Origin of the sequence: Chryseobacterium aurantiacum (genome assembly GCF_003020585.1) — a bacterium.
Lineage (GTDB): Bacteria > Bacteroidota > Bacteroidia > Flavobacteriales > Weeksellaceae > Chryseobacterium > Chryseobacterium aurantiacum.
The window spans coordinates 791,315-805,053 of record NZ_PXUE01000001.1 but is presented as its reverse complement, the minus strand read 5'-3'; the positions used below and the strand labels follow the sequence as shown (position 1 = coordinate 805,053).

The window sequence follows — 13,739 nt, the reverse complement described above, 5'->3', positions numbered from 1 at the left end:
TTTTTTATTTATTCTGATATCGAAGTAACTACTACCGATATTTTCTTTTCTTCTGTTAGCATAATACTGCATTCCAGATACAATGTTTCGGGGAGAAATGTTTCTCCGTTCAGATAATATTGTATCCTGAAATCTCCCTCGTTATTCATCACCGGATTATCTGAAATAATCATTGAAAAAGGATGGTTATTGATAAAATCAGAGATGGTTCTTTCATCATTCAGTTTTCCTTCTCCTGCTATATTAACCAGATCGTATTCATCTTTTACTGGATCTACTTCTATCTGGATTTTGTACTCAGGCTCTATGGGGTTATTTACAACAGGAAAGCTTTCTTTACCCTCTATTCGGTAATTTTGCCCAAAGCTTTGATACATTCCAAAGAATAAGGTTCTGATGAAATAATCATTTTTCAGATAAAGCTTTAGTATCTCCGGTTCGTCTATTATGTTTTCAATTTTTTCACAATACTGATCTACTACAGCGCCCTCAAACTCCTTGTATACCTCATCTTTAACAGTAGTCCACCTTTCTTTAAATACTGAAAGGTTCTCGATATTATTAAACTTTCCCTGTCTATCCACACTCACCTGTAAAGGGTATAAAACCTTGGATGTTTTATATGCCAGCATATCTGCTATTTCATTGACTTCTTCTTCATTCAGATACAGATTTGAAGTTCTGTCGATCTCAAAAAAATGCAGATTATTTTCATATTTCAGCCAACGTACAGAGGTATCGTATTTCAATTCATTTTTATGATCGGCTGTTTCAATATTGATAACCACTCCATATTTTTCCAACGAACGCTCAGGTTGAAAAACAATGCTGTTTCCTCTTCCAAATTTCACTTTCTTATTTTCATCTGCAACAGCAATTCTTGGAATAAAAAGCTCTTTCTGCCCGGTAATTCCTATGAGAATCATGTCTTTTACCTGGCAGTGATTGTTGTGAAATAACTTCAAAGCGTCTGCATCCATACCATAAAGGGTGGCGATACTTTTTAGAGTTTCATTTTTTTGAATGGTATGGGTATTAAACTTCTGCATATAATGATCCTGCTTCAGAACTCTTTCTATAATTCGTTTTTTAATTTTAATGAATAACTCTTTCTCTATTCGGTCTAGGGTCCATTCCTATTCCTTCTCTTCTTGCTGACCAGTGCAGGTATTTATGCCTAAGTATTCCCAAATCAGTCTGTTCCTGAGCTTCTTTCTGATACTCTGCATATCGTTTTTGTGGAATAGACGCTCCTAGATAGGCCTTTTCCAGGTCTTCTTTCCTCTTAAAGGTATAAGGTTTTCCGTCTCCCATTACATAAGGTTCTAAACGATTTTTCACTCTTACCAGCAATTCATCCGAAGCAATGGAATAGGTTTCATTGATCATTTTTTTATCTTTAATCGGAAGGTTCTTCTGAATACCATAATCTGCCATAAAGTGCAGCGGAATGTAGCTAAACGTCTTCAGTAGCTGACGTTTACTTCTTAAAGACCAATAGAATCCGGAAGTAATGGTAAGTTCACCTTCTGCAAACCAACCTTCTCCTTCCAGTTCTTTTTTCAAGGCTTCCAGTTTGGAGGTTCCGATTCCCCATGCAGTCTCTAGTTCTTCCCATAATTCTTCTCCGTTTTCATAGGCTCCTCCTACATCACAGTGTACTCCTGGAAATGTTTTTTCTATTCCTGTACGTACTCTTGTAAGGTCAAAGTTCTCTCTATGTTCGTTTTCTGCAATAAAATGAATTACCGTTTGTGCTTTTTCAATCTTATTAAGACTCAGCTCTTCTACATCGTTGCTGAAATTGGGTACTGGTGACAAATATTTTGAGTAAGAGGAAACGGTATCGTAGATCCCGAGAAATCTGACTTTTAAAACATCAATGGTAATTCCTGCTTCTTGTAATTTTAAGCCTAAATGTCCCCACTTAGGAAGTTCCTCTCCTTCCACATCCTTTCCATCATCATCGGAATACGTGGTGGTTGTCATCCCATCATTAGAAACTGTATGGGAAGAGGCTTTATATTTTGATTTTGATATTTCATAGACAAAATTTCGGGCGGCGGCGGCTCCACGGCTAAACCCAAATACATCAAAGGTAAGCACGGCAATTTTATCGGCTTTCTTTGAGCTTTTGATGTTTTTTACCTTTTTTACAATCTCTTCACAGCCTTTTCTCACTTTGGACCTGATCCCGGTGGCACCTGTACCAAAAGCATACCCAAGAGTTTCATCTCCTTTGGCATCTTCTGTTCCGATACCTTCTATATAAATACCATAGTCTTTATCATAGTTATCCCACATACGGGCTACATTGCTCCAGTCGTTATTGTAGCTGTTATTATCACCAGGTACACCTCCATGCTTTTTATAGTCCGGAGTTTTATTTACCCTTTCTATGGTATTGGTTTTATTATTCAGAGTTCCGTCAAAAAATATCCCGATGGTAATATCCAATACTTCCTCTCTGGATATTGTTGGTGAATATCCTCCAAATTGATTATTGTGCATAGTTCTCTTTTTTAAATGGGTTCACAGGAAGTTTTTATTCTATTTTTTTGGATAACCTGATATTGGCTTTGGTAATGAAAACCTCACCCTGTTCGGTAATTAATGACAGGAACACCTTGGTATTGTCATCGTTTACTTTAATGGTAAAATCGATCTCTTCATCCTTGTCTATTTTTTGAAATAACTCAAAAATTTCCTTTTCATCAAAAGAATCTATCCATACACCATATCTGTTTTTATCTTTATCTCTCCAGTAGAAACCGCAGAATTTCGGAATAGCTCTTTCTTTATAGGTATCATCCTTGAGGCTTTTTGCAAAAAGATTTTCCTGTTCACCATTATAATTGGTAAATCCAAAATCCAGCCATACACCTCCCTCAGGAAGTACCACTACAGGTTTCCAGTGGTACTTTTGCCTGTAGACCTCATAAATATCTTCAGCCGGATATCCTTCTTTTTTGATTTTTTTCAACACTTCAGGTTTGAATGTTTTATAAGAAGGGTCATTCAGCATTCTGTCTGCAAAACCTTCTCTAAACATATATTGGGCATTTTCATATGCTTTTTCCTTAGTGATAAGGGTATCATGAGCCTGAAAAGCGCCTATTTCTTTTTGGTTTCCGGTACCTTTTGCCCATAAAACCACTTTTCCCTTTGGTGCCAATCCTACGATGAATGTACTGTAGGTTGTTCTTTTACGGGTATCCTGATCTACAAAACCTTCTTCGAAAAGCTTTTTAATTTTATCTTTATTCAGGTCCCATTTTCCGGTATAGAATTTTTTTTCTACCAGAGAATACCATGTAAACTCCAGTTGGTGTGGAAGATTCATTTTTTGGGTCTCCACGCTCATTGTTCCTCCTTCATTTCCCCAGCCAGTATTTTGTGTTCCCCAGATGGCATCAAAGCCATAGGTAAAATCATCTGCAACAATAGCTCCTTTATAAACTTCCATCGGATATTCCTGCGGTGCAGAAACAGTCCCCAACCATTGGTATTTTTCTTCCATTTTTTTATTCTGACAATTTATTGTTGAAAAACAACATACTACACAAAGAATAAGAGCCTTAATTTTATTGGTGACCATGGGACATAATCTTCTTGTTACTTGCTAAAACAAGGTTTTGTTTCTGGGCCTCTACATTAATCTTCTGCGCCTTTTTTTCTACCTTTTTCCCTACGTTCAGCTGATAAGTGTCCTTCACGGTTATCCTTATATTCTTTGCTGTTTTTATAATCGCCATATTAGAATAGTTTTGATTTTTCAGCACTGTTAAATTCCACTATTTTCCCACTTTGCATGGTCATATTTTCCACCTCGCTGAACATGGAAATTTCTCCTGCTATTTCATTGGAAGTCTCGGAATGTCTTTTAAACTCCTTATCTACCAATTCTGTTCTGTTATCCGAAGATTCTTTGATATCTCCGGAAGCTGTCTGCACAATATCTTTTCCTGCCGTGGAGCTTATGTCTTCATTTGCTGTATGGCTAATACTTGCTCCTGCATCTATGCTAATTTCTTTTCCTGCTGTAATATTGATATTTTCACCTGCATTTAAAGTAAAGTTTTTAGGAGCTTTCATATTGATGTTTCCTTTACCATCCATAAAATAGCTGTTTCCGCTAGGGTCCAGAATGGTTACACTTCCTTCATTGTCATTCAGCAATATTCTGATACCACTTCTGGTTTGTATGGATTTCAAATGATTATCGATTCCTCCGCCCAGCGCCACTCCGCCGTGGAACATCCCCCCCATTACAAAGGGTCTGTCCGGATGACTATGGACAAAATTAACCATCACCTGATCTCCTACTTCCGGAATTGCCACATATCCTCTGTTTTGAGATATCTGATCTGTTCCTCCGGCATCCGGACTCATCATACGGATAAAATGAGTTGTATCATTGGTTTGCCAATCGAATCTCACCTGTACTCTTCCTTGTCTATCCGGATCTGTATTGGAAACTACAGTGGCTATCTGTGGTTCTGCTTTTGGAATATTGTATTGGGGCCTTGGAAGAAATCCCGTATCTGCAGCTATTCCTATAAAACTTCCTTTATAATGACCAATGGTATCAATTTCATGCTCAGCTTCTGTGATCATAATCCTTGTAAAGTAAGACGTCTCGTTAGAATCTGTTTTACGCATTTGTACATCTGCCACACAACCCGGATGCAGAAACGGAACGGTTGTATTTCCTGAAATATTAAAAACATTCACAGCTTCACTTCCGGAAGCACTTTTCTGAGAATACTCTACGTCAAGGTGTGTAGTTGCCTTGATGGGTGCCATCTGCAATGCCGGTGTTTTATAGATAGAATCGTTATGGCTGTATGCTGTTTTGGCAAGGTCTCCTACATGTTTAATAGGCGTTGATCCGGAAGTTAATCTTTCATGCTTATTACTGTTGTAGCCATAAAATTTTGGCTTGGTATGAACTGCTTTTAGTTCTACCTTAATATCATGTGCACTACTTCCATAGGTTAAAACGATTGGCTTATTCTGAGGTGGAAGCTTCCCGAAATGCAGGACTTCACCATCATAAAAGAACTGCTCTCCATACGCTTCAGCCATTCTTGCCAGATAGTTATAATGGGTTTCATCATACTGACTGCTGTAGATGATCTGAGAGAAATTATTAGCATCTATTCTGATATCAAAACGGCTTTTATCAATTCCCTGCTTGATTACCTCTTCTGCAATAATTCCCATATTAACGGGCTGCATACCTCCAAAACTTTGAATATGAGGAGCACCATCCAGCAAAATGGTAGGGCTGCTACCGGTGAGTACTATGTTTCCAAGGCTCATTCTCTCCTGGCTGAAACCTACCCCCGTGATCACCCCTACAAAGGTTCTTTCAGGGCTATTGTCAATATCTTTATATGAAATAATTGCTGTAAGACGTTTTCCCAGAAATTTATTGGCATCTTCCAAAGAATGGGTTTGTCTTTCACCCAAGGTATCATGAGCTAGAGTAAGGGTAAATTCATGATGCTGCCCTGTACTTTGTTTAAGCTTAAAGTGTTTATAGTATTTGATAATTTTCCCTTCAATAACAAGGGAAAGCTTTACCAGACGGTTGATACCTGTATGATGATTTTCTGATACACCATCTGCATTCTGCGTCGGACGAAAGGATGCGGCATTTGAGTTTCCAGGTGTGTTTGACATATTGTGTTGTGATTTGTTTAAATTTTTGAAAATTATTCAATAAAACGGGAATTTAAAAAAACAAATAAAATTCCCTAGAATAAGGCTTTCCAATAGGTGAAAAAAGACCGTCTTATTAGGGACAGCCTTTTTATTTTTATATCATGAAGACTTAGCTCATTGGCCAAAGCCCTTCATAAGCTGAATTTCCGTAGCTAATACTTTCAGCACTCACTACAAAGCTAATCAGCATATTGTTGCTGTCTATTGCATCAAAATCTACTTCATGCTGAATTACGTATCCATTTTCCCATTTTAAAGAGATCAAGGTTCCCTCCTCATGAGATTTGTTGAAATTGATTTCTCCCGTTGTAGGTTTATATTTGCTGTTCAGTAAACTTTCTAAGACATCAGACTTTTCAGTTGCCTCAATGGTTACTTTGATAAGAGCGTTTGACGGATCTGATGCTACACGTCCTGAAATATCTGTAGCTCTTGATACACTGTAGTTAAGTTTTAGTAACTTCTGACCTTCACCTCCATTGAATTTTAAGATTCCTCTTGAATTTCCTGCCATATTCTTAAATTTAAATCATTAATGATAGCCCTGTATAATAGGATCTATATAACAAAGATAGACTTCATGTTCTAATTTAAAAAGTTTTAAGGCAACAGTTTCATAAATTGTAGTAGTTCTACGATTCACGGTTCAACGCGATTGAATAAAAACTAATAAAACAGTCTTAATTTTTAACATTATTAAAGAAATAATCAAAAATGTTTATAGATATAGGAAACTATTGCAATGATAAGGTTAATAACAATCAGACCCAGCAGTACATGGGTATACTTCCTTTTCTTATCTATAAAACTAAGACCCAGCGTTAAAAAAAACAGCAACAAGGTATACACTGCCGGATACATATGAAAAGCCTCAGAAAACTTTCCTTCAAAGACCAGCACAATTGCTCTTTGAGCACCACACCCAAGGCATTCTACACCCAGAAACTTTTTACTGGGACAGGTCAGCATGAAGTCTTCAATATCCATTTTTGTAAGATTCGTTATGAGGAGATTTTGGCTCTTGTATATTGATGTGGGAAAAAGCAGTCTTCTTTCATTTCAAAGGCTCCCTGAATCGCCAGATATGGATTTCTAAGAATCTCTCTCGCTACAAAGATCAAATCCGCCTCGTTATTCTGAAGAATTTCTTCAGCTTGTTCTACATTCGTAATTAAGCCTACAGCACCGGTCTTCACCATGGCTTCATTCTTTATTTGTGAAGAAAAAGGAACCTGATACCCATTAAAAACTGAAATTTTAGCCCCATGAATATTCCCGCCGCTTGATACATCCACAAGATCAACAGAATGTTCCTTTAATATTTTTGCCAATGCTACACTATCGGCAATATCCCAACCGTTTTCAGCATATTCTGTTCCGGAAATACGTACAAAAAGAGCCGTATTTTCATTCAATTCTTCATTTACTGCATCTACAATTTCAATCAGAAAACGAATTCTGTTTTCAAAGCTTCCGCCGTATTCATCCGTTCTGATATTGGAAAGTGGAGACAAAAACTGATGAATAAGATAGCCGTGCGCTCCATGAATTTCAATCACATCAAAGCCAGCCTTTACAGCTCGTTGAGCTGCTTCTTTAAAATATTGTATCTGTTCTTTCACCTCATCAGTGCTCAATGCATGGGGAATCCTTTCTGACGGGTGATAAGGAATAGAACTTGGTGCAATGGTTTCCCAACCTTCTTCAAGAGAGATCTGCAGATTATTCCACGTTGAACCTTTTCTTCCGGCATGAGCCAGCTGGATTCCTATTTTACTTTCTGAATTTTCATGAACAAATTCTACAATTTTCTGTAGTTTTTCTGCCTGTTCATCATTCCAGATTCCCATACAATGATTGGTGATCCGCCCTCTTGGTTCTACGCCTGTAGCTTCTACGATCAGTAAACCGGTTCCACCCTGTGCCCTGCTGCCATAATGCACGAAATGAAAATTATTCGCCATACCGTTTTCACATGAATACATGCACATTGGAGACATTACCCAACGGTTATTAAGCTTTACATTTCTGAATTGTATTGGGGTATATAACATTTTGTTTGTTTTAAAATTTGAACTTTATCATTAGAAGAATAAATATTGCCCACCTCATTAAAAAGAAGTAATTTTACGCCCCTTTTTTAGTCTACAATATATGAAAAAAGACATACAGATCAGTTACGAATATTTTAAAAATAGCAGTGAACTGAGCGATATAGAAAAACAGTTATTTGAAAGAGCCAAGGCGGCCCGCGAGAATGCTTATGCACCCTATTCACAGTTTTTTGTGGGATGCTCTGTGTTATTGGAAAACGGAGAAATATACTCTGGAAACAATCAGGAAAATGCAGCCTTCCCTTCCGGACTTTGTGCTGAGAGAACCACATTGTTCTGGGTAGCAGCCAACTTTCCGAATATTAAAGTAAAAAAAATATTTGTGGTTGGCGGACCTAAGGAATTTCACGAGAAAAACCCACCAATTCCTCCTTGTGGAGCATGCCGTCAGAGTTTAATAGAATATGAAACCAAGCAAAATGAAAACATCGATCTTTATTTTTCAAGCATGAATGAAGAAGTTGTAAAAGTAAGTGCGGTGAAAGATCTATTGCCTTTTTACTTTGATTCTACATTTTTATAGGAGCGAAAAGGTAAAATTGTAAAAAGACTATTGACAGTCGAAAAATTAAATGTTCAGTATTTGCTGTGATATGGATGGGGATTTATATGATTTTTGTAAATCACAGTGGATTTTTGATCAAAAACCAACAGAGATTTTGTTGGTTTTTTTATTTTTGAATGATCTTTGAAAGGGATTTGCTCGCTGGTTGGAAAACGCTAGGACGCTAAGGTTTTGATAAAATATTCTACTGATAAGGCGCTAGGATTTTATCTACAATAAAATTGAATGCTGTTGATCTCCTTTGGAATCATAAAAAAGACTGAAGAATCCCTTTTTATATTCAACTCTATAACTGTTCTCAGATTGAAAAATTTGCGAAATCTCCTCAATCTGCGAGAATATAAAATTCTGAATGGTCTTTAAAAGGGATTTGCTCGCTGGTTGGAAAACGCTAGGACGCTAAGGTTTTGATAAAACATTCTACTGATAAGGCGCTAGGATTTTATCTACGATAAAATTGAATGCTGTTGATCTCCTTTGGAATCATAAAAATAGACTGAAGAATCTCTTTTTATATTAAACTCTATAACTGTTCTCGGATTAAAAAATTTGCGAAATCTCCTCAATCTGCGAGAATATAAAATTCTGAATGGTCTTTGAAAGGGATGTTCTTTCTGGTGGCGAAAACGCTAGGACGCTAAGGTTTTGATAAAATATTACACTGATAAGACGCTAGGATTTTATCTACGATAAAATTGAATGCTGTTGATCTCCTTTGGAATCATAAAAAAACTGAAAAACCTCTTTTTATATTCAACTCTATAACTGTTCTCAGATTGAAAAATTTGCGAAATCTCCTCAATCTGCGAGAATATAAAATTCTGACTGATCTTTGAAAGGGATTTGCTCGCTGGTTGGAAAACGCTAGGACGCTAAGGTTTTGATAAAATATTACACTGATAAGACGCTAGGATTTTATCTACGATAAAATTGAATGCTGGGGATTTCCTTTGGAATCATAAAAATAGACTGAAGAATCTCTTTTTATATTAAACTCTATAACTGTTCTCAGATTGAAAAATTTGCGAAATCTCCTCAATCTGCGAGAATATAAAATTCTGAATGGTCTTTAAAAGGGATGTTATCTCTGGTTGGAAAATGCTAGAACGCTAAGGTTTTGATAAAATATTACACTGATAAGGCGCTAGGATTTTATCTACGATAAAATTGAATGCTGGGGATTTCCTTTGGAATTTATAGATCTTTAATAAAAAAAGAGACTGTTCTATTTCTAAAACAATCTCTTAATTTTTTTCACATTACAGATTAATCTTCTGTTTCTTCTTCTTCATCATCTTCGTACTGCTCCAGATAATAGCTGAAAGTAAAGTCTTCTACTTCTTCCTCTCCATCTTCCAGCGTCGTCAGAAGATCTTCAAAAATTTCCAGTTGATCTACTGTCATATTTACGAATTCAAGGTGAAGCGGCATCTCCAGGTCTCCGGTAATGGTATCGAAAAGGGCATCAAGATTATCCCCAAAGTGTTCAGGAAGCTGAACTTTTTCCTTTAACTGGGTATAAAAATCTTCATAATCACCGATGTCTGTAAAATCTATATATACTGTCTTCATATTGAACTAAATTTCCAATTTTTATTAATTAAAAAGGTTTTGCATTTTTTGCAGAAATCCGTTTCTTCATTGGTTGGATTTTTGCCTTCTGCATCTCTCATAAAGCACATTTTCTCCGGACAATGTGGTAACCCCTGGGTATGTCCCAATTCATGAATGGCAATCTTATAAAATTGCTCATCCATATTTTCCTTGCTCAATCTGAACATTGATGCCACACAGGCTTTTCCTGGTCTATATCCCAAGCCCATAATTCCAAAGTCTTTTATTTTTCCTCTGGTTGCACTAATGTCCTTTGAAGTTAAGCCAATAGTTACAAATCCATCTTTTGTTTTACCATTCAAAAACTTAATAATAGAGTCTGCTCTGTAACGGTTTCTCTCTTTATAATAAGCATTTTCCGGAAAGGCTATTGCTTCAAGAACTTCAACATTTGGATATACTTTTTTAATTCCCGCTACTACTTTTTCCAAGTTTTCAGGTTTAATATCCTGAAATGGTTGTATGAGTAGAGTTACTGCTTTCTTTTGTTCCAGATTCCTTACAGGCTTTTCTTTTTCTGAGCATGAAAGTATCAGAAATGCTAAAAAAAGTAAACCAACAAAGTTATTATTTTTCAAAATTAATATTTATAATGGTGTAAATACAAATTATATTTTTTCCCCGCTTTGTCAATTTTGCTTTTTACAATGATAATCTATTGCTTTTCAAAGCTTTTATAATGATTCTTGGTAAGATAAACATCTCCATTTTGGGTGTAGATGATCCGGTCTGCATTTCTTCCCCCACAGTGGTAGTTTACATCTGCTTCAAAATACTTTTCTCCATCCGGTAATCTTCTTTCTCTATTACCAAACTTGTCTCCACCAATTGCTTTTCCCGGAAGCACTTCACAAAGGTTTCCCTTGGATGGATTCCAGCCCTGATTTCTGGCCTCATTTTTTGTAATATAATACTCCGGAAGCCTATGATTTTGCTTTACGTAGCTTATCACCGTCTTTTCTTCAGTCAGTTTATCAATAGAAACCTGTGCTGATGATTTTCCTGTATTATATTGATCTTCCGTAGAAGTACTCCCATAACTTACCGCTTCTGTTTTTGCAGCGTTTGGATGATCTTTTTTATCGGAGATAAAACGGTTGTAGATATACATTACAGACATCCCAAATAGAAGCCCGAGACAGATGAAAAATACACCTCTGATTTTACTGTTCATTGTAACAATTATTTTATGATTCTCTCCACTCTTCAGGAATATCACAGATTGGAATAGGATCCATCTTATGTTTTGCGGCTTTATGCATTCTGTCAAATATCAGGAATACTTCCTTATCTCTTCCTTCATAATCTTCAGCCGTTTTGGTTCCATATTCTTTTTGAATTTTTTCCAATTCAGGATACGTTGCTCCAATCTGCTGTTCATCGGTTCTGTCTACGTCCCAAAGTCCGTCTGTTGGAATTGCCTCCTGAATGCTTTTAATTAAATTCAACCCTTTGGCAAGTGCATACACCTCAGTTTTATATAAGTCGGCAATTGGAGATACATCTACTCCTCCATCACCATATTTTGTATAAAATCCAATTCCGAAATCTTCAACTTTATTTCCGGTTCCACATACCAAAAGTCCGTTAAGCTGCCCGTAGTAATACAGGGTAAGCATTCTCAAACGGGATCTTGTATTGGCAAAAGCCAGTTTTTCGTTGGGATACAGATCGTCTTTTACATCAAAGGTTTTATAAAGTTCCTCAAAAGCAGGAGTCAGATCTACAGATATGATTTCCACATTTGGAAATCTTGATTTTAAATCATTCATATGGTCCTTTGCGCGGTCCACCTGATCTGCTTTCTGGCGGATAGGCATTTCGATAAGCAATGTTTTCAGTCCCGTCATTGCTGCCAATGTAGAAACAACTCCGGAATCTACTCCTCCGGAAACTCCTAGTACATATCCGTTTACTTTAGCTTTTGTTGCATAATCCTTTAACCAGCCTACAATATGGTCTATCACTTTTTGTGTCTGCATCGTTTATATTTTTTTTAGTCTATTCCAAATTCCTTAGGGTATTTTACCACCCCGTTTTTATTTTTTAATCCGTCTTTTACGAGTTCTATACCCATTCCATTTTCTTCAGGAATTTCAAACGGAAATGAAATCCCAAAATTACTTGTTTTTTCGTAACCAAACTTGGGATAATAAGTTTCATGTCCTATTAAAATAACAGATTGATAACCTAGTTCTTTAGCAATACGATGTCCTTCAAGGATAAGCTTTCCTCCAATTCCCTGATTTTGAAACCCTGGCTTCACAGAGACAGGTGCCAAGGCAAGTGATTCAAAAGCCTCTGAACCATTTTCAATACGAAGCTTTGTAAATAGAATATGTCCAGCAATTTCACTATTCTCATCTTCTGCTACCAGTGATAATTCCGGAATAAAGGCATCTGATTTTCTTAATTTTTCCACCAGAAATTGCTCTTGATGGTCACTATGCTCCATATCTCTGAAAGCCTCTTCTATCAATTGAAAAACTTTCTTATGGTCTTTTTCTTCTTCTTGTCTAATCTTTACCATTTTCTACATTATAATTTTCGCGTTTCAATTGATACCAAAAACATCTTACCCCATCATCTTCAAATTCGCTTGTATTTTGAAAGCCCAGTTTTGTTAAAATATGATTGGAACCGGCATTTCCTGCATCAGCATATGCGTATATAGTCTCCGACTTTAAATCATTAAAACCATATTCAAGAGTAGCTGTTGCAGCCTCCCAGGCATACCCTTTCCCCCAAAATTCCGGAATGAAACGATACCCTAAATCCAGTGTTTCAACATGACCATTGATAGGTTTCTTTAGTAATTTTAACCCACACCATCCTATCATCAGTCCGCTTTCTTTTTCAACAACGGCTAACCTCCCTACTCCATTTTCTTCATATTGTTTCTGGATCATCCTTAGGCCATTTTGTGATTCTTCCACGGATGTTACAGGAGTTTCAAGATACTTCATCACTTCCGGGTTAGAATCCATAAGGAACATTCTTTCAGCATCTTTATCTTCAAGTTTTCTTAAAATCAGTCTTTTTGTTTCTATTTTCATAGTATTAGTTTATTGTTCAGCTCCAAAAATAGTTACATCTGTTTTCAATCCTTTTTTTATATCTGTTTCTTTCATATTATTTCCACCTACATTTAGGGTTTGCAAAAGCGGATTTCCTGAAATATCTATTTTCTGGAGCTTATTATGTTCTACATTGAGCTTTCTTAAATTTTTAAGCAGAGTGAGATCAACTGTTTTCAGTTTATTTAAAGATAATGTTAATTGATCAATTCCTGGAGTATCTTTCAGTGAAATACCTTCCAAAAGATTATTATCTATATATAATGAAGCCAGTTTTTTCAGGTTTTCTGCTGTGAATGAAGAGGTTTTACAGCCAGTACATGAGAAAAGTTCAAGTTTATCCAGATTTTTCAGACTCATGACAGGAATCACATTATCATCAAGCATGATCATTTTTACGTTTTTAAAGAAAGAAAGATCCTCCACAGATTTGATATTTTTCTGAACCAAAAATAAATTGGCAACCAATTCAGCCTCTGAAGCCTCTATTACTCCATCTTTATTCAGATCAAAATTTTCGATAACAGCTTTTTCCAGGTTTTTATCTTTAAATTCAAGCTTTTGTCCATTGAAAAAGGCTAGCCCTAAAATAAGACTGAGGGCTGTAAATATTTTAATTTTCATCATGAATTATCTATT

16 protein-coding genes are annotated in these 13,739 nt (G+C 36.3%); 1 reads left to right on the top strand and 15 read right to left on the bottom strand.

Annotated features, from left to right (window positions below):
• Nucleotides 1-8: 8 nt before the first annotated feature.
• The 8 genes from C7D53_RS03670 to namA all read right to left on the bottom strand — a co-directional run bounded on the left by C7D53_RS03670 (nucleotide 9) and on the right by namA (nucleotide 7,784).
• Complete coding sequence (locus C7D53_RS03670; RefSeq protein WP_106915025.1) at nucleotides 9-1,049, bottom strand: hypothetical protein; 1,041 nt, start codon at nucleotides 1,047-1,049, stop codon at nucleotides 9-11.
• 46 nt (nucleotides 1,050-1,095) lie between these two features.
• Nucleotides 1,096-2,511, bottom strand: a complete 1,416-nt coding sequence (locus C7D53_RS03665; RefSeq protein WP_106915024.1) for a T6SS phospholipase effector Tle1-like catalytic domain-containing protein — start codon at nucleotides 2,509-2,511, stop codon at nucleotides 1,096-1,098.
• Nucleotides 2,512-2,545: 34 nt separating this feature from the next.
• Nucleotides 2,546-3,520 (bottom strand): DUF2931 family protein, encoded by a 975-nt coding sequence (locus tag C7D53_RS03660; protein WP_228422161.1) that lies wholly within the window; start codon nucleotides 3,518-3,520, stop codon nucleotides 2,546-2,548.
• 64 nt (nucleotides 3,521-3,584) lie between these two features.
• Complete coding sequence (locus tag C7D53_RS20830) at nucleotides 3,585-3,755, bottom strand: hypothetical protein (RefSeq protein ID WP_162926069.1); 171 nt, start codon at nucleotides 3,753-3,755, stop codon at nucleotides 3,585-3,587.
• A gap of 1 nt (nucleotide 3,756) precedes the next feature.
• Nucleotides 3,757-5,688, bottom strand: a complete 1,932-nt coding sequence (locus C7D53_RS03655) for a type VI secretion system Vgr family protein (RefSeq protein ID WP_106915022.1) — start codon at nucleotides 5,686-5,688, stop codon at nucleotides 3,757-3,759.
• A 151-nt stretch (nucleotides 5,689-5,839) separates the two neighbouring features.
• The gene (gene tssD, locus C7D53_RS03650) at nucleotides 5,840-6,244 is read right to left on the bottom strand and encodes a type VI secretion system tube protein TssD (protein WP_106915021.1); all 405 of its coding nucleotides are present in this window, start codon (nucleotides 6,242-6,244) and stop codon (nucleotides 5,840-5,842) included.
• A gap of 194 nt (nucleotides 6,245-6,438) precedes the next feature.
• Nucleotides 6,439-6,717 (bottom strand): DUF2752 domain-containing protein, encoded by a 279-nt coding sequence (locus tag C7D53_RS03645; RefSeq protein ID WP_106915020.1) that lies wholly within the window; start codon nucleotides 6,715-6,717, stop codon nucleotides 6,439-6,441.
• A gap of 14 nt (nucleotides 6,718-6,731) precedes the next feature.
• Nucleotides 6,732-7,784, bottom strand: coding sequence for an NADPH dehydrogenase NamA (namA, locus tag C7D53_RS03640; protein WP_106915019.1), 1,053 nt, complete (start codon nucleotides 7,782-7,784; stop codon nucleotides 6,732-6,734).
• A gap of 100 nt (nucleotides 7,785-7,884) precedes the next feature.
• Here namA and C7D53_RS03635 point away from each other — a divergent pair, with 100 nt between their 5' ends.
• Nucleotides 7,885-8,367 (top strand): cytidine deaminase, encoded by a 483-nt coding sequence (locus C7D53_RS03635; RefSeq protein ID WP_106915018.1) that lies wholly within the window; start codon nucleotides 7,885-7,887, stop codon nucleotides 8,365-8,367.
• 1,308 nt (nucleotides 8,368-9,675) lie between these two features.
• On the opposite strand, the gene C7D53_RS03630 is transcribed toward C7D53_RS03635, so the two are convergent.
• From C7D53_RS03630 to C7D53_RS03600, 7 genes are all read right to left on the bottom strand, one after another.
• Nucleotides 9,676-9,981, bottom strand: coding sequence for a barstar family protein (locus C7D53_RS03630; protein ID WP_106915017.1), 306 nt, complete (start codon nucleotides 9,979-9,981; stop codon nucleotides 9,676-9,678).
• Entirely contained in the window at nucleotides 9,978-10,601 is a 624-nt protein-coding gene (locus tag C7D53_RS03625; RefSeq protein ID WP_228422159.1) for a Zn-dependent protease, read from the bottom strand. Before C7D53_RS03625 ends, C7D53_RS03630 begins: the two co-directional genes overlap by 4 nt.
• 77 nt (nucleotides 10,602-10,678) lie before the next feature.
• Nucleotides 10,679-11,197 (bottom strand): ribonuclease domain-containing protein, encoded by a 519-nt coding sequence (locus C7D53_RS03620; RefSeq protein WP_228422157.1) that lies wholly within the window; start codon nucleotides 11,195-11,197, stop codon nucleotides 10,679-10,681.
• A 13-nt stretch (nucleotides 11,198-11,210) separates the two neighbouring features.
• Entirely contained in the window at nucleotides 11,211-12,005 is a 795-nt protein-coding gene (nadE, locus tag C7D53_RS03615) for an NAD(+) synthase (protein WP_106915016.1), read from the bottom strand.
• Nucleotides 12,006-12,019: 14 nt separating this feature from the next.
• The gene (locus C7D53_RS03610; protein WP_106915015.1) at nucleotides 12,020-12,553 is read right to left on the bottom strand and encodes a GNAT family N-acetyltransferase; all 534 of its coding nucleotides are present in this window, start codon (nucleotides 12,551-12,553) and stop codon (nucleotides 12,020-12,022) included.
• On the bottom strand, nucleotides 12,540-13,079 hold the full coding sequence (locus C7D53_RS03605) for a GNAT family N-acetyltransferase (RefSeq protein WP_106915014.1): 540 nt from the start codon (nucleotides 13,077-13,079) through the stop codon (nucleotides 12,540-12,542). The genes C7D53_RS03610 and C7D53_RS03605 overlap by 14 nt, the downstream gene beginning before the upstream one ends.
• A 9-nt stretch (nucleotides 13,080-13,088) precedes the next feature.
• A complete protein-coding gene (locus tag C7D53_RS03600; protein WP_106915013.1) occupies nucleotides 13,089-13,727 on the bottom strand; it encodes a leucine-rich repeat domain-containing protein in 639 nt (212 codons plus the stop codon).
• Nucleotides 13,728-13,739: the final 12 nt, after the last annotated feature.